The following is a 16,622-nucleotide window of genomic DNA, read 5'->3' on the forward strand; positions in this document are numbered from 1 at the left end:
TCAACGTATCTGTCTTAGGCTTTTGCCCCGTGTGTCCAGCGTCCGGGTCGCGCGTCGGTGATGTGGCCGTTCTCGATCACGACCTGCCCTGAGACCAATGTGGCTACATAGCCCATGGATTTCTGGATCATGCGGCGACCGCCCATGGGCAAGTCGCGCACGATCTCGGGCATGGGTAAGGCGAGGCGATCGAAGTCGACGAGGTTGATGTCGGCCTTCATGCCCGCAGCGATGACACCACGGTCACTCAGTCCCATGTGCAATGCGTTGCGCTGCGTCAGCATTTGCACCACCTGTGGCAGCGCGATCTTTTCACCCCGTGTGCGTTGCAGCCCCCAATGCGCGAGCATCGTGGTCGAGATGCTGGCATCGCAGATGGTGCCCACATGGGCACCTGCGTCACCCAGTGAGCAGAGCACGTGGGGGTGCATCAGCATTTCGCGCACCCGGTCTAGCGAACCGTTGAGGTAGTTGTGGATCGGAAAATAGACCAAGTTGTTGCCATCGCCTTGCGCGAGGTGGTCGTACATCAGTTCGCGGGCAGACACTCCGCGCGCCTTGGCTTGGGCCCCGAACGACAGCTCGGGCAGCGGTTCATAGTCCATGCTGCCATCTGCACTGGGCAGCAATGGGAACAGTGTGAAGGCAATTTGCTCGAAGTGTTGGATCACGAAGTCTGCCAGCGGTGGCACCGACGAGCCTTCGACCGACAAACTCACCGGTGCTTCCGATAGGATGCGTGCCCGAGTGGCGGGATCGCGCAGTTGAGCTGCGCGATCCTTTGCCGGTAGATGCGCAATGGCTTGATAACTTGGGAATGCGGCCAGCAGGTTGAGCGTGGTGTCCAGCCCGTTGAATACGCCAATTCCGCGTGGTGAGGCCTGTAGCTTGACGTCGACTCCTTTGGCTGCGCTGGCCAGCGAAGCATCGCCCAACCATTGGCTTTGCTGAGGCGCGATGACGCGGTCCATCCAGGTGATGGAAATGGGCCGCCCAGCGACTTTGGCCATGTCTTCGAGCTTGGCGTACTCGCAGTCAAAGCGGGCTTTTTCTTCCGCAGGCGCACCCCGTGGGCTGGCGAAGTCGCTGATGCCTTGTAGCACGCGGTAAGGCAGGTCTTTGAGCACGGCGGCAAGGCTGTTGAGCTCGACCGGCGACACCTCAAACGATGGGGTCATCCGCCCTTGGGCTGTGCGATGTGTTTCAGTGCTGCCCACAGCCAGGCCACAGGCTCCGTCCAGCAGCGCTTGGCGCAGCAGGTCCTGCATCTGCACGATGTCATCGGCCGTGGCCGGCTCGCCGCGTGCAGCGCGCTCGCCCATCACATACAGGCGCAGTGTGTCATGCGGCACCAGCGTCATGAAATCGAGGGAATGCGGCTGGGCGTCGAGGGCTCGGCCATAGTCGGTAAAGCTTTCCCAGTTCCATTTCATGCCTTCGGTGAGCGCGGTTCCAGGGATCTCCTCCACACCCTCCATGAGGTCAATCAGGACGTCTCGATCTCCTGGGCGCACGGGTGCAAAGCCGACCCCACAGTTGCCCATCACAACGGTGGTCACACCGTGGTAAATACTCGGTGCAAAGGTTTCGTCCCATGAGGCTTGACCGTCGTAGTGTGTATGGATGTCCACAAAGCCAGGCAGCACGTGCAGGCCCTTGGCATCAATGGTGCGTTGTGCGGGTTCGTCGATTTGGCCCACGGCAGTGATTCGACCATCTCGAATGCCTACGTCCGCAACGAAGGGCTCGGTTCCGGTGCCGTCGATGACGGTGCCACCTTTGATGAGGGTGTCCAGCATGTTCATTCTGCTTTCAGTCCGAGTTTGACGACCATTGCTTTATTGACAACAAGTTCTTCTCGTATCTGAGTCGCAAAGGCGGCGGGTGATGGGTTGATTTCCAACTTGCCGCCCACCTTGCTGATCATGTCCACTAATGCGGGTTCGGCCACAGCGGCTTTCAGTGCATTGACGAGACGGTTGACTTGGGCATCCGGCGTTGCGGCAGCGACCACCAGTCCACCCCAAGGTTCATCCTGGTAGTTGCCAATGCCGCCTTCGGCCACGGTAGGTATGTTTGGCAGCTGAGGCATGCGCACGGCACCGGTGGTTGCCAGTGCTCGCAGTTTCCCAGCTTTCATTTGTTCCATCACCGCACCGGGTGGCGCAAAGACGAAGTCGATCGATCCACTCACTACGGCGAAAACGCCCTCGATCGCCCCCTTAAAGGGTACGTGCGTGGCCTTCAGTCCGCCTGGGAATTTTTCATCCATCTGCTCGAACATCAAATGGGTGGGCGAGCCCTTGCCGCCACTGCCGAAATTGAGTTTGTTAGGCGCAGATTGCATCGCCTTGATCAGGTCGGCCAGTGTGGTGTAGGGTGATGCGGCGGAAACCACCAGCACATGCGGAGACGAACTGACTTTGCCGATGGGCTTGAAGTCGCGCAACACGTTCATACGGCCTGTTATCTCTTGAACCGTCAGAATACCCGAGTGCATGTACAGGATTGCGCTTCCGTCGGTCGGACCGCTGGCCACGGCCTGCACCGCGAGTTGACCGGCAGCACCGGGCTTGTTGTCCACGATCACTGATTTATTCAGATTTTTGGCGAGTGCTTCGCCCAGCTTTCGGACAAACACATCCACGCCACCGCCTGCTGGCAGTGGCACAACAATCTTGTAGGTGTCGGGTCCAGCAGCAGTCTGTGCCATGGCCATCGGTGCAAGGCAAGCCAGTACCACCGCAGCGGTGATGCCAGTCAATGTTCGGCGATTTTTAAAAAATTTCATGCTTGTCTCCTGGTTGGTATTTATGTCAGCCCATCAATCGCGTTGCCGATGGATGTTCGCTTCAATCGAGTTGATGATGGAGCCTGGAGCCTGGGGGCCCGGTTCGATCACCACGCGGTCAATCGTCCCGGTATAGGGAAAGGTGCGCTTAGATGCATAGCGGTGCGATACACGCTGGCGGCGGTCCATGCCGATGTCAATACCCTCAACGTGGATGCCAATGATGGTGGGGGACATGCCGGTGTAGGGCACAGTCTCTATGCCGTTCACCAGCAGACGTCCTTCTCCGCGGCGTTGGCCTAGGGCGCGGTATTCGAGCACGACATCTTGTGCGCCCGCTACCAACGCAACTGGCGGCAGCTCCACTGGTGACATCCAGCGGTGGAAAACAAAATGCAGTTGCCCGTCCATGACATAGAGCACCAGGCCGACAAAGGCCTCGCCGATGGCGAAGATCACGCCCTCTTGGCCGGGCTGCCAGTCGAACCGGCTGCGGATGGTGAAGTGGCGGTCGCCCAGCAGCGGGGCCACGATGGCGCGCGCCACGGTCGGCGTGCCGGCGAAGAACGTGCGCGGCCGGTTGACCGTGTCGGCCATGAAGGGCGGTATCGTAACCGCGCGCTCCAGCGCCCGGTTGTCCAGCGGATAGACGTAGTTGGCGCGCGCATCGGCATCGAATGCGGCTGCCATGCGGGCCACCCGCTCGGGCTGCTGCGCCGCCAGATCGGTGGTCTCGCAAGGATCGGTCGCCAAGTCAAACAGCATCCAGTTGTCCAAAGAGGCGATCACGCCGCCGCGCGGCTGCAGTGATGCAATTTTCCAGTGACCCTCGATGTAGGCGCGGTTCACCTCCAGCTCGTAGTGCTGGCGGCTGCGCTGTGTGGGCGCACTGCCGTCCACCAACATGGGCGCGAAGCTCACGCCATCGGGCTTGCGGGCATCAAAGCCGTGGCTCGATTGCGGGTGCGCGATGCCCAACACGTCAAGCAGTGTGGGCGTGACATCGGTGACGTGAATCCACTCGCGGCGGATCGCGCCAGCATCCTTGATTTTGTCGGGCCAATGCAGAACAAAGGGCACGCGGATGCCGCCGTTCAGGGGCGTGCGTTTGAAAAAGCGGAACGGCGTGTTCGACACCTGCGCCCAGCCGGTCGGGTAGGCAGGCAGAGATTCGTCCTGGCCCAGGCTGCCATCGCGCGCCATTTGCAGCGCACGGGCGTGGTCAACTGGCTGGCCTTCGCGCTGGTCCACGTAGTTGGGCGTGCCCTCCAGCCCGCCGACGGCGCTGGCGCCGTTGTCGGAACTGAGCACGATGATGGTGTTGTCCAGCAGACCGGCCTCCTTGAGGAAACCGACGATGCGGCCCACATTTTGGTCGATGTTGTCCACCAGGGCGGCATACAACTCCATGTATTTGGCAAACAGCTCTTGACGCTCAGCGGGTAGGCTGTCCCATTCGGGTACACCAGGCGGCAAGGGGGCGAGCTGGTGGCGCTCGTCGAGCAGGCCCATGGCGCGCTGGCGCTCGAAGCGGGCCTGGCGAAATACGTTCCAGCCTTGGTTGTAGCGGCCCTTGTATTTGTCGATGTCCTGCACCTTGGCCTGGATCGGCATGTGTGGCGCGTTGAATGCCGTGTACAGAAAAAACGGGTGATCGGGCTCGCTGGCGTGGTGCTCTTTCATCCAACGGATGGCGCGGTTGGTCCAGTCGTCGGTGGCGAAGTGGTCGTCGGGATAAGCGTCCACTTCGACCGGGTTGTTGCCCTCGTACAGGCGTTCGGGCTGGAAGTAACTGGTCTCGGCATCCATGAAGCCGTAGAATTTGTCAAAGCCGCGTTGCAAGGGCCACGAGCTGTGGTCACCGGCTTCGTGAACGTTGTGGCTCCAAGTGTTGTGCCATTTGCCCACCATCATGGTGCTGTAACCCTCATCACCCAGAATTTCGGCAAGGGTGGGCGCATCGGGCGCGATCTCGCCCGAGTAGCCCGGGAAGCCCGGGTTGGCGTGTGCGATCCAGCCACAGCCCACTGAGTGAGGGTTCTTGCCTGTCAGCAATGCCGCGCGCGCGGGCGAGCACATGGGAACCGTCGTGTAGTTGGCAAATCGCAGGCCGCCTGCGGCGAGGGCATCAATGTGGGGCGTGGCGATTTCACTGCCGTAGCAGCCTAAGTCGGAAAAGCCCAAGTCGTCGAGGTAGATCACCACCACGTTGGGCTTGCCATGTACGCGTTGGCTCTTGGTCTGAGGCCACCAAGGTGTCGAGTCCTTGATGAGCTGCTCGATGTGGCCCTGGAAATGCGCCCCAGGGTCGCCGTTGCGTCTGTTGTCTGGCTTGGTCATGAATTGAGCTTTCCTGCGGAAGTGGGTTCGGCCATGAACAGCGCTTAGTCGTTCAGGATGAAATCCGCCGCGCGCTCGCCTATGGCAATGCAGATGGCGTTGGTGTTGGTGGAAGCGATGGAGGGCATCACGGAGCCGTCGGCTACGCGCAGTCCGCGGATGCCATGCACGCGCAATTGCGGGTCGACCACCGACTGCGCTGCGTCTGTGCCAATGCGGCAAGTGCCCACCGGATGGTAGGCCGTGGCACCAGTAGCGCGCAGATAGTCCACCAGGGCTTCGTCACTGGCCCTTTCTGGGCCCGGGCGCACCTCGCGCTTAATCAGCTTCGACAAGGGACCGGTCTCGGCGGTCTTGCGCGACAACTTGAGCCCCTGCAGACAAGCGTTCAGATCGTCTGGGTGGGTGAAGTGGTTGGACACCAGCACTGGGTCGGCTGCGGGGTCGCGGCTGCGAATGTGCGCATGCCCGCGCGAGCGCGGACGGATTTGGAAAGAGGCGAGGGTGATGCCATCGAAGGTGTCCAGCTCGATCTTTCCTGCGCCACGGTTTCCTGGACTGCTGACCTGTTGAATCTGGAGCTTGAGGTCGGCGTCGGTGCTGCCGGGCTGCATCGCTGCAAAGGCTTGAGCCGTGATGGTGACTGACGAGAGCGGGCCATCGCGTTGTGTCAACCAACGCAAAGCCAGTCTGGCTTGCCCGAGGGGGCTGCTCAGGTCTCGGTTCCAGCTCACGTCGCGCGTGGCTTCGTACATGACTGGGCTGTAAACGTGTTCGCTCAGGTTTTCGCCCACCATGGGTAGCTCGTGCAGCAGCGACACCCCAGCTTGCGCCAGCACCTCCCGTCTGCCCACGCCTGACAGTTCCAGCAACTGGGGCGAATTGAACGCCCCGCCGCACAAAATAACTTCGCGCCGCGCATGCAGGGTGACGTCGACCCCGTCGATTTTGGCCAACACGCCTGTGGCACGGCCAGCTTCGATGAGCACGCGCCCGACCAGTACGCCGGTTTTCAAGGTCAGGTTGGGCCGCCCGATGGCATCGTCGAGGTAGGCCATGCGGGTGTTGCAGCGCACGCCGTTGCGGGTGTTGAATTGCAAATAGCTGCCGCCATAACCGCGTTCGTTGTAGTCCTTCACGCGCGGCGTCACACCGGCCTGTTCCAGTGAGTCCAAGAAGGCGTCTGGTAAGGCATCTACCGGCTTGAACTCGGTGACCGTGACTGGCCCGTTGCTGCCTCGACGGTCCGGATCACCACCGGTGAAGCTCTCGATTTTCTTGAACCATGGCAGCAGGTCCGCATGGGCCCAGCCGGGGCAGCCGTCCTGCGCCCATTTGTCGTATTCGTGAGGCGTGCCATGCACCCAGATCATGCCGTTCACCGTGCTGGAGCCGCCCACTACCCAGCCGCGCGGCCAGTAGATCTTGCGGTCCTTCATCTGCGGATCGGGTTCGGTAAAAAAGTCCCGGATAACCTTGCCCTGCTGCAACACCTTCACAACCCCTGCAGGGATGCGGGTCCACAGATTGGTGTCTGCTGGACCCGCTTCGAGCAGCAGCACGCTGTGCTTTCCGTTCTCGCTCAGGCGCGCGGCCAACGGCGCGCCAGACGAGCCCGCCCCCACCACAATGAAATCGTAGGTGTCGGTGGGCATGTTCATGCGGCATCCTGGGCCAGCCAGTCTTGCAAAGCCAGTGCTTCATCACCCATGCGCGTGTACTGATTGGCTGGCAGTTCCCAAGCTTCAAAACCGTCCTTGGTCTGTTTGGGTACGGGCTCCACCATCAGCTCGACGAACACCGGGCCATTCATGGCCAGCAGCAGGGGAAAGCGCTCGGCCCAGGTTGCGCCATCGGCGATGCGCTCGGCGTGCACATAGCCGCACTTGAGTGCCACTTCGGCGAATTGGAAATCAGACGTTGGGGTCGACATGTTGTCGAGTCCAGTGAATTGCGTGCCGTTGTGCACCACGCAGTGGAGCAGGTTTTTCGGCGCCTGCTGGGCCACGGTGGCCAGGCCACCCAGCTCCATCAGCAGGCTGGCGTCGCCATCCATGACGATCACTTTTTTATCCGGCCGCGCCAGAGCCAGACCCAAGGCCAAGCCGGCGGCACCGCCCATCAGCGGTACCGAGTTGATGCGCCCAGCAAACGAGCCCTTGGCGGCTTCGGCGTGCGCGGGTTTTAGCACGGTCTTGATCTTGGCCACACCCAGGCCCAGTACCAGCCCGGCCTTGCCGCTGACCAGTGGTACGCCATTGGCATTGCCATCGGCCCCTTCAATGCGGTCAAATATGAACATGGCTCCCATGGTGGCGACGACGATGCCGTCCCCCTTACCCTTGGCGACCACACCTACAGCTTGCACAAAATTCATCATCGTCTCGCTCCTGCTTGTTTCAACGCCATGCCATGGGCGCGCCCACAAGCAAGACCACCGCCGTACGCTGTTGTTGTGCCTGTTCATAGGCCTGATCCAACTTCATCAGGTCCTCCTCCTTGTCCAGAAGGTGATAGGGTACGCCGATGGATGCAAGGAACGGTTCAGCAATGCGCACCATGCTTCGAGCGGACTCTGATGTGGGGTGGCCGATGTTGCTGAACTCGCGGCCGAACTGGCCGACCAGGAAAACCATAGGGATGTGCGCATCAAGGCAGACTGCGCGCAGGGTGTTGAAGCAGTTGTAAAGGCCTTGGTTCTGCATCATCACCAGCGGACGTTTGCCGCCAATGGTCAGGCCTGCGGCAACGGTGACGACTTGGTTCTCGTTGCAGGCATTGATCACGCGGATGCCTTCAACCCCCTTGTTCAGGCGATCGTGCAGTGACAGCTGGATCCAGTCCGGCACGGTCACCACATGGTCAACTTGATTGCGCGTGAGTGCCTTCACACATGCACTCGCAGAAATGGAAAATTCACCAAGACTCATGAGCAATTCCAGTTAATTAGTTGCTCAGAGTCTGGTTGATCTCACTCGTCAAGTCTGTCAGAACTCAGACAATTCGATCAAAAATTGGCACCAAGCCAAACTGAAGTGAATGGCACCTCGCCGGCAACAATCAACTTTCCGCAAGTTGTTTCAGCGCAGTCATGTTGGCGACAGAAATTCGGGAGTAGTGCAATCGCACCAGCCCCTCAGTCTCCATCTTTTTCAATGCGAAATTCACACTTTGACGGCTGATTCCGAGCATGTCTGCGACATCGGTTTGCGAAAGACCAATGTCGATGTCGGTAGCGACAACAGCCTCTTTCTTTGCAAAAAGATCTGCGCACATGCACAGCATATGAGCCAGTCTATTTTCTAAAACCCATGCTGGGTCGGCTGCCAAACGGTCATACATCAGTCTCATCCGTCGCACCAACAAACGTTCACAAGCCATGACCAAACTGATGTGTTGCTGACGCAAATTCGAAAATTCTTGTGCACTGAACTCCATGACCAATGCATCGTTGCGCGCAAGCACATCATGCAAATGCGCACCACCATCAATCATTCCTGTGAAGCTGATGAAGTCTCCGGGCAGTGCCAGTCCAACCAGGTGGCGATGACCATCTGACTGGATGCGGGCGATTTCTAGAACGCCATCAAGGAGCATGCAGACACGGGTGACGGGATTGCCCGATCTGCAAACGTATTCGCCCTTTGTAACTTCCTTGGGTCTTCCAATGTTGATCAATGCACTCAGTACTGTTTGCGAACATGTATTGAATGCAGGCGACCGCTCCAAAAGTTGCTGTGCAAGTTCTTGTGGAGATGACGAACCAACAAGCCCAAAGGGACCTTGACTTGCCTTCGCTTTGACAATTTTTTCCATCAAGAATCACCATCTTTAAATTCAATAAAGGCCACACTTTTGTTCGATTGCCACATATTTTCGGACTTTATTTTTCGAATTGCTATCAACAGCACGATCTTTTAGCTATCTGCTCAGCTTAACTCAGCTCGGTCCAACATCAGAAATTTCTGAAGCAGCTGTGCAAAACCCTTGCGGCTCATTGCCTGGCCGACACCACAATCCCGCCCACAATCAGCGAAAACGCCGCCACGTGGTACAGGTGCGGCAGCTCGCCCAAGAACGCGGCCGACAGGACTGCTGCAAACAGCGGCGTGAGGTTGGCAAAGAAACCTGCCACCGCCGGGCCCGCCTGCTGGATGCCCAGGCCCCAGAAGCGGTAGGCCAGCACAGCCGGACCCACGGCCACAAAGGCGAGGGTCGCCATCAGTGGCCAGTCCCAGGTGATGTGTGCATCGGTTAGGCCCCATTCGAGCCCGGCAAACAAGCCCGACCAGACCAGCCCAAACACCACTTGCGCCAGCAAAAAGGCAGCCCAGTCGTTGCGGATGGCTTCGGGTTCGTCGCGGCGGCTGAGCAGCCAGCTGTACAAAGACCAGCAGGCCGTGGCCAGCAAAATGAAGAAGTCGCCGATGACCCAACGTACCGCCAAGAGCTGTTGCCAATCGCCGCGAGACAGCACCACCAGTACGCCAGTGATGGACAGCATCGCCCCCAGCAGTTGTTTGCGCCGCACGGGTGCTTTGAAAAACAGCGCACCGATGACCAGCATCCAAAATGGCCCGCTGGCCGCGACCAGCGTCACGTTCAGGGGTGTCGAAGTCTGCAGCGCCAAGTATTGCAGCGCGTTGTAGCAGCCCACGCCCAAAAGGCTCAGCAGACCAAACCGTTGCCAGTGCGACCAGAGGCCACTGCCTGGGCGCAAAACTTTCCAGGCCAGGGGCAGCAAAATGAAGAAGGCGACCAGCCAGCGCAGGAAGTTGAGTGTGATGGGTGGGACCAGGTCCGTGACCAAGCGGCCCACCACCGCATTGCCCGCCCACATGAGCGGCGGCACGGTCAGCAGCAAGGCGGTGACTGGAGAGAGTTTTTGAGACATGCGGCACTGTATCGGTATTCGGGTTTTCCCGCTGTCGCAGAGCTGTCCCCACCCCACACGCAGTCATGAGATTCGTGGCAAAGTCACGCATCGTTTGCTTTCACCCATTCAGGAGAATTTTCCCATGAGCCTTGCCGTCCAGATCGACCAAAACGGTGGTCCCGAAGTCATGAAACTGGTCGATGTGACCGTGGGCGAACCTGGCCCCGGCGAGATCCGCATCCGTCACAAGGCCATCGGGCTGAATTTCATCGATGTGTACCAGCGCAGCGGCCTCTACCAGCTGCCCATGCCGCTCAAGCTGGGCATGGAAGCCTCTGGCGTGGTCGAGGCCGTGGGCGAAGGTGTCACTCACCTCAAAATGGGTGATCGCGCCGCCTACGCCAGCCAGCCGCCTGGCAGCTATTGCGAAGTGCGCGTGATGCCCGCCAAGTGCGTGTGCAAGTTGCCCGATGCGATCTCGTTCGAGACGGGCGCAGCCATGATGCTCAAAGGCCTGACGGCGCAATATTTGCTCAAGCGCACGCTGCCCCAGGGCGGGCTGAAGTCGGGTGACTTTGTTCTGTTTCACGCCGCAGCGGGTGGTGTGGGCCTGATCGCCTGCCAGTGGGCCAAATCCATGGGCCTGCGCTTGATCGGCACGGCCGGCAGTGATGCCAAGTGCGCGCTGGCTTTGGCCAACGGCGCCGAGTTTTGCATCAATTATTCGACCGAAGATTTCCAGGCCAAAGTGAAGGAAATCACTGGCGGTGCGGGCGTGAAAGTGGTTTACGACTCGGTGGGCAAGGACACCTGGGACAAGTCGCTCGACTGCCTGGCCCCGTTTGGTCTGATGGCCAGCTTTGGCAATGCATCCGGCGCTGTGGCCCCGTTTGCACCGGGCATCCTCGGCCCCAAGGGCTCGATCTATGTGACGCGCCAGACCTTGTTCAGCCACATCACCACGCGCGAGAGCACGCAAGAGATGGCCGATGATTTGTTCGAGGCTGTGACGAGCGGCAAGGTCAAGATCCACATCGACCAGACCTTCCCGCTGGCCAACATCCAGGACGCGCACATCGCGCTGGAAGCGCGCAAGACGACAGGGTGCACCATCATCACGCTGTAAAACGGGTCTGAATTGAAAAGCCCGCTACGGCGGGCTTTTTTGTGGGTGGATGCGAATCAGCGGCCGCGCCGCACCCGCAAAATTTCATCCAAGATCAGCAAGGCTGCGCCCACGCTGATGCCGGCATCGGCCACATTGAAAGCTGGGAAGTGCCAAGCACCCCAGTAGAAGTCGAGGAAGTCGACCACATAGCCGTGCAGCAGGCGGTCCACCACGTTGCCGATGGCACCGCCCAGAATGAGGGCGATGGCCAGGCTGAAGAGTTTTTGGCCCGCATGCGAGCGCAGCATCCAGACCATGAACAAGGCCGCAACCACGCCGATGCCCGTGAAGAACCAGCGCTGCCAGCCGCCTGCACCTGCCAGAAACGAAAATGCCGCACCGTGGTTGTGTGCCCGCACCAGGTTGAAAAACGAGGTGATCGGCGTGCTGTCACCCAACTGAAAAGCGCCCAGCACCAGCACCTTGGTGAACTGGTCGATCAGCAGCACCAGCAGGGCAATGCCCAGCCAGAGCACCATGCTTTGGCTTTTGCTGGAGCCGCTTTTGCCGAATTTTTTGGAGCTGGCCATGGGCTTGCCTTGTCTTTTCTGTGCGTGAAGTTCAGGCGATCAAGCGGGTTTCGCCCGCGCCGTGCAGGTTGCTGACGCAGCGACCGCAAATCGTGGGGTGTGCCGCATCCTGCCCTACGTCGTCGGCGTAGTGCCAGCAGCGTTCGCATTTGGTGGCTTGGCTGGGCGTTACTTGCACGGCCAGTTGTTCGCCAGTCTGCAAAGTCACTTTGGAGGTGATGAACACGAACTTGATGTCCTCGCCCAAGCTGGCCAACAGGGCGTGGTCGGCGGCAGGCGCTTGTAAGGTGATTTCGGCTTGCAATGATGCGCCCACTTGGCCTGCGGTGCGCAGGGTTTCGATGTCTTTGTTTACCAGATCGCGGATCTCGCGGATGCGTGCCCACTTGGCGAGCAGCGCCGCATCGGCCGAGCCGAAGTCGCTGAAGGTTTCCATGAAGATGGATTCCGATTTTCCGAAGGTGCCCCAGGCTTCTTCGGCCGTGAAGGACAGGAAAGGTGCCATCCACCGCAGCATGCCGTGGGTGATGCGCCACAAAGCGGTTTGTGCGCTGCGGCGGGCCAGGCTCTTGGGGGCGGTGGTGTACAGGCGGTCCTTGAGCACGTCCAGGTAGAACGCGCCCAGGTCTTCCGAGCAATAGATTTGCAGTTTGGAGACCACGGGGTGGAATTCGTAAGCGTCGAAGTGGACACGGATGTCGGCTTGCAATTCGGCCGCACGGGCCAGCGCAAAGCGGTCGATTTCCAGCAGTTGGTCGTCGGGCACGGTGTCGGTCGCCGGGTCGAAGTCGCTCACGTTGGCCAGCAAGAAGCGCAGGGTGTTGCGGATGCGGCGGTAGGCGTCGACCACGCGGGCGAGGATCTTGTCATCGATGTTGAGGTCGCCCGAGTAGTCGGTGCTGGCCACCCACAGGCGCACGATTTCGGCGCCCATTTTGGAGGTGATGGTTTGCGGCTCGACGGTGTTGCCCAGCGACTTGCTCATCTTGCGGCCTTGGCCATCGGTGGCAAATCCGTGGGTCAACAGACCCCGGTAAGGGGCGCGGTCGTACAAGGCGCAGCCCAGCAGCAGCGAGCTGTGGAACCAGCCGCGGTGTTGGTCGTGGCCTTCCAGATACAAGTCGGCCTCAGGGCTGGAATTGTCCGGGGAGCTGTGGAAAGGCGGCACGCCATACGCGTCTTTGTGGCTGCCGCGCAGCACATGCTGGAAGGTGCTGCCCGAATCGAACCAGACTTCCAAAATGTCGGTGCTCTTGGTGTAGCTGGGTGCATCGGCTGCGCCCAAGATGTCTTCCACCGTCACGCGGCTCCAAGCTTCGATGCCACCTTTTTCCACAATGTCAGCGGCCTGGTCCAGGATGGCCATGGTGCGCGGGTGCAGCTCGCCGCTGTCTTTGTGCAAGAAGAAGGGCACAGGCACGCCCCATGAGCGCTGGCGTGAGATGCACCAGTCGGGGCGGTTGGCGATCATGTCGCGCAGACGGGTTTTGCCATTCTCGGGGTAGAACTGCGTTTGCTCGATGGCGTCCAATGCCAGCTGGCGCAGGGTCTTGGGGGCTTTGTCTTGGGTGAAGACGCCCTCGCCCTCGTCCATGCGCACAAACCACTGGGCAGCGGCGCGGTAAATCACGGGGGTTTTGTGACGCCAGCAGTGCGGGTAGCTGTGGGTGATTTCCACCGTGGCCATCAAGCGGTCGCTTTGGCCCAGCACCTCGAGCACGCGGGCGCAGGCTTTCCAGATGTGCTGACCGCCAAAGAAGGGCAGCTCTTGGGCATACACGCCGTTGCCTTGCACCGGGTTCAGTATGTCGTCGTATTTCAGGCCGTTGGCTACGCAGGAGTTGAAGTCGTCCACGCCATAGGCCGGGGCCGAGTGCACGATGCCTGTACCGTCGGTGGCGGTCACGTAGTCGGCCAGGTACAGCGGCGATTTGCGGCGGTAGCTGTATTCGCCGCCTTCTTCGGCAGTCACGGTGTCGTGCAGCGGGTGGCGGAAGACCAGGCCGCGCAGCTTCTCGCCCACAGCGGTGGCGATCACGGTGCCTTGCAGCTTGTAGCGCTCCAGGCATTTTTCGACCAAGCTGGTGGCCAGCAGCAGCACGCCACGGGGCGTGTCCACCAGCGCGTATTCCAGCTCGGGGTGGGCATTGAGCGCTTGGTTGGCGGGGATGGTCCAGGCGGTGGTGGTCCAGATCACGGCAAAGGCTTTTTTGCTGCCCGTGGCCAGTGACTCGGGCAGTGCGCTCAGGCCAAAGGCCGCAGCCAATGCAGCGGTGTCGTCGGCTTCAAAGGCCACGTCCAGCGTGTCGCTTTTTTTGTCGGCGTATTCGATCTCGAACTCGGCCAGCGACGAGCCGCAGTCAAAGCACCAGTACACAGGTTTCAGGCCACGGTAGACAAAGCCGCGCTCGATCACGCGTTTGAAGGCGCGGATCTCCCCAGCCTCGTTGGCTGGGTCCATGGTGCGGTAAGGGCGCTCCCAGTCGCCCAGCACGCCCAGGCGCTTGAAGTCTTCGCGCTGCTGGTTGATTTGCTCGGTGGCAAAGGCGCGGCTTTTGGCCTGCATGTCGTCGCGGCTCAGGTTGCGGCCGTGCAGTTTTTCAATCGCGTTTTCGATCGGCAAGCCGTGGCAGTCCCAGCCGGGGATGTACTGCGCGTCAAAGCCCGCCAATTGCTTGGACTTGACGATCATGTCTTTGAGCACTTTGTTGAGCGCGTGGCCGATGTGCAGTTTGCCGTTGGCATAGGGCGGGCCGTCGTGCAGCACAAACAGCGGGGCACCTTGGCGGGCGGCACGGAGTTTCTTGTACAAACCACCGTCGTTCCACTCGCTCACCCAGCCCGGCTCGCGCTTGGGCAGGTCGCCGCGCATGGGGAAGGGGGTGTCTGCCAGGTTGAGCGTGGCGCGGTAGTCTGGGCTGGAAGGGGTGTTTTGTTCAGACATGAGAGAAATCCGAGGGGGCGGCCATCAAGCCGCTGGGAGCAAAAGGTGGGCAGTGCAAACGGGCCCAAGGAGGTGTGGCACTTGCGGTGCGCCGGGACGCGTGAGCGTCAAATTCGGTCGCGGGTGGTTTGGCGGCTGGTTTCACCATGGCGGGAGGCAAACCACGCTTGCGCGTCATCGCAGTCTTTGGCAATGCCCTTTGTCAGGGCGTCCAGACCGTCGTATTTGAGCTCGTCGTGTAGTTTGTGCAGCAGATCCACACGAATGATTTTACCGTAGCCCCCCTCGGCCCCCAGATGGGCGGGCCAGTCGAAGGCGTGGGTCTCCAGCAGCACACGCCCGCCGTTGACGTCATTCGGGTCCAGGGAGGGGCGGATGCCCAGATTGGCCACGCCCCGGATGGGCTGGTTGGCCAGGCCGTGCACCTGCACCACAAAGATGCCGCTGGCAGCCGGTTTCCAGTGCGAAAAACGCAAATTCAGGGTGCGAAAGCCGTCGCCTGCGCCTTCGGTTGTGGCGGCCAGCTCGCGCCCGAGTTTGCGCCCGTGCACCACATGCCCGCTGATGCTGTAGGGCCGGCCCAGCAGGGCTTGCACGTCTTGCAGGCGGCCCTGGCCCAGCGCGTCGCGCACGGCCGAGCTGGACACGCGCAGGCCATGCACCTCGTAGCTGTTCATGCGGGCCACATCAAAGCCCAGACGCTGGCCTGTGGCGTCGAGCATGGCGTAGTCACCCGCCCGCTTGGCACCGAAGCGGAAATCGTCACCCACCAGCACATAGCGCACGCCCAGGCCTTGGATCAGCACCCTCTGGATGAAGTCTTCGGGGGACTGACTGGCCAATTCGGCATCGAAGGGCACCACCACCACCTGGTCGACCCCGCAGCGCTCCAGCTCTTGCAGTTTGTCGCGCAGGGTGGCGATCCGGGCGGGGGCCAACTCTGGCTTGTTCAGGGCCTTGGCGAAGTAGTCGCGCGGGTGGGGCTCAAAGGTCATCACGCAGCTGGGCACGCCCCGGTGGGCCGCTTCGCTTCGCAAGAGCGCCAGCATGGCTTGGTGGCCGCGGTGCACGCCATCGAAGTTGCCAATGGTCAGGGCGCAGGCGGGGGCCAGATCAGGGTGGTGGAAGCCGCGAAAAACCTTCATGTCGTTTGGGGTGTCCTGTCCGGTGGGCTGGCCATGCGCCAGCCTTCACGGTTTTGTCAATGTAAGAGGGTATATTGTGACTGAGCCCGATCCTCTCAACCGGGGCCCCATGCCGGTGGCGCAGAATCGAGACGGAACTTTTCGTGTCAGTGGTCTTTGAACTGTTGGATGGAGGCGTCTGTGAAGGTTTTGAAACTCTCGGCCCAAGGCTTGCCGCAATCGTGGATCACTCTGGAGCAGGCGGTCACCCATTACGCAGCCGACGAGGTGCGTTGGGAGGCGGGCCAGCAAGTGGCGGTTTTTCATGGCGGTCACAACGCGCTCACGGGCGAGCAATCCATCATCACGGTCAACAGCATCATCGGCACCCAGGGGGTGCCCCGCATCAACCCGTTTGAGATGCGGTCTGGGTTGACCAACACCAAACTGTTTGTGCGTGACCGCAATGTGTGCGCTTATTGCGGTGGGCATTTTCATGAGGCAGACCTCACCCGTGAGCACATCGTGCCCTTGGCTCAGCGCGGCCCCGACCACTGGATGAATGTGGTCACGGCCTGCCGTTCGTGCAACCACCGCAAAAGCAACCGCACCCCCGAGCAGGCCCGCATGCCGCTGTTGTATGCGCCCTACATTCCCAGCCTGTGGGAAGACTTCATTCTGCGCAACCGCCGCATTCTGGCTGATCAGATGGCCTTCTTGATGGCGCATGTGCCCAAAAACTCCCGCTTGATGGGGTAAAGCTGCTAGCCCTTGATGGGGCCCTTGCACTGGCTGGCAAACAGTCGCATCATGGCTTTCTGAAAATAAAAGGCTCAGATTTCAAGATCC

13 protein-coding genes are annotated in these 16,622 nt (G+C 60.6%); 2 read left to right on the forward strand and 11 right to left on the reverse strand.

Annotation, left to right across the window (positions count from 1 at the left end):
- Positions 1 to 14 precede the first annotated feature (14 nt).
- The 8 genes from B9Z37_RS09140 to B9Z37_RS09175 form a co-directional block, all read right to left on the reverse strand.
- The gene (locus B9Z37_RS09140; RefSeq protein WP_240606674.1) at positions 15 to 1,799 is read right to left on the reverse strand and encodes an N-acyl-D-amino-acid deacylase family protein; all 1,785 of its coding nucleotides are present in this window, start codon (positions 1,797 to 1,799) and stop codon (positions 15 to 17) included.
- 2 nt (positions 1,800 to 1,801) lie between these two features.
- Complete coding sequence (locus B9Z37_RS09145) at positions 1,802 to 2,791, reverse strand: Bug family tripartite tricarboxylate transporter substrate binding protein (RefSeq protein ID WP_108312725.1); 990 nt, start codon at positions 2,789 to 2,791, stop codon at positions 1,802 to 1,804.
- A gap of 33 nt (positions 2,792 to 2,824) precedes the next feature.
- Positions 2,825 to 5,131 (reverse strand): arylsulfatase, encoded by a 2,307-nt coding sequence (locus B9Z37_RS09150; RefSeq protein ID WP_108312726.1) that lies wholly within the window; start codon positions 5,129 to 5,131, stop codon positions 2,825 to 2,827.
- A 44-nt stretch (positions 5,132 to 5,175) separates the two neighbouring features.
- The gene (locus B9Z37_RS09155) at positions 5,176 to 6,792 is read right to left on the reverse strand and encodes a GMC family oxidoreductase (protein WP_108312727.1); all 1,617 of its coding nucleotides are present in this window, start codon (positions 6,790 to 6,792) and stop codon (positions 5,176 to 5,178) included.
- Positions 6,789 to 7,508 carry a thiamine pyrophosphate-dependent enzyme gene (locus tag B9Z37_RS09160; RefSeq protein ID WP_240606675.1) on the reverse strand — a complete coding sequence of 240 codons (720 nt, stop codon included), beginning with the start codon at positions 7,506 to 7,508 and terminating at the stop codon, positions 6,789 to 6,791. Before B9Z37_RS09160 ends, B9Z37_RS09155 begins: the two co-directional genes overlap by 4 nt.
- Positions 7,509 to 7,530: 22 nt before the next feature.
- Positions 7,531 to 8,061 (reverse strand): thiamine pyrophosphate-binding protein, encoded by a 531-nt coding sequence (locus tag B9Z37_RS09165; RefSeq protein WP_108312728.1) that lies wholly within the window; start codon positions 8,059 to 8,061, stop codon positions 7,531 to 7,533.
- A gap of 130 nt (positions 8,062 to 8,191) precedes the next feature.
- A complete protein-coding gene (locus tag B9Z37_RS09170; protein ID WP_108312729.1) occupies positions 8,192 to 8,947 on the reverse strand; it encodes a Crp/Fnr family transcriptional regulator in 756 nt (251 codons plus the stop codon).
- Between the two features lie 178 nt (positions 8,948 to 9,125).
- On the reverse strand, positions 9,126 to 10,025 hold the full coding sequence (locus B9Z37_RS09175; protein WP_108312730.1) for a DMT family transporter: 900 nt from the start codon (positions 10,023 to 10,025) through the stop codon (positions 9,126 to 9,128).
- A gap of 124 nt (positions 10,026 to 10,149) precedes the next feature.
- On the opposite strand from B9Z37_RS09175, the gene B9Z37_RS09180 reads away from it, so the two are divergent.
- Complete coding sequence (locus B9Z37_RS09180) at positions 10,150 to 11,133, forward strand: quinone oxidoreductase family protein (protein WP_108312731.1); 984 nt, start codon at positions 10,150 to 10,152, stop codon at positions 11,131 to 11,133.
- Between the two features lie 56 nt (positions 11,134 to 11,189).
- Here B9Z37_RS09180 and lspA read toward each other — a convergent pair whose 3' ends face one another.
- The 3 genes from lspA to B9Z37_RS09195 form a co-directional block, all read right to left on the reverse strand.
- A complete protein-coding gene (lspA, locus tag B9Z37_RS09185) occupies positions 11,190 to 11,705 on the reverse strand; it encodes a signal peptidase II (RefSeq protein ID WP_108312732.1) in 516 nt (171 codons plus the stop codon).
- A gap of 31 nt (positions 11,706 to 11,736) precedes the next feature.
- Positions 11,737 to 14,649 carry an isoleucine--tRNA ligase gene (ileS, locus tag B9Z37_RS09190; RefSeq protein WP_108312733.1) on the reverse strand — a complete coding sequence of 971 codons (2,913 nt, stop codon included), beginning with the start codon at positions 14,647 to 14,649 and terminating at the stop codon, positions 11,737 to 11,739.
- 107 nt (positions 14,650 to 14,756) lie between these two features.
- Positions 14,757 to 15,794, reverse strand: a complete 1,038-nt coding sequence (locus tag B9Z37_RS09195; RefSeq protein WP_108312734.1) for a bifunctional riboflavin kinase/FAD synthetase — start codon at positions 15,792 to 15,794, stop codon at positions 14,757 to 14,759.
- A gap of 180 nt (positions 15,795 to 15,974) precedes the next feature.
- Here B9Z37_RS09195 and B9Z37_RS09200 point away from each other — a divergent pair, with 180 nt between their 5' ends.
- Positions 15,975 to 16,532 (forward strand): HNH endonuclease, encoded by a 558-nt coding sequence (locus B9Z37_RS09200; RefSeq protein WP_108312986.1) that lies wholly within the window; start codon positions 15,975 to 15,977, stop codon positions 16,530 to 16,532.
- Positions 16,533 to 16,622: the final 90 nt, after the last annotated feature.

Source organism: Limnohabitans parvus II-B4, from assembly GCF_003063455.1.
GTDB lineage: Bacteria > Pseudomonadota > Gammaproteobacteria > Burkholderiales > Burkholderiaceae_C > Limnohabitans_A > Limnohabitans_A parvus.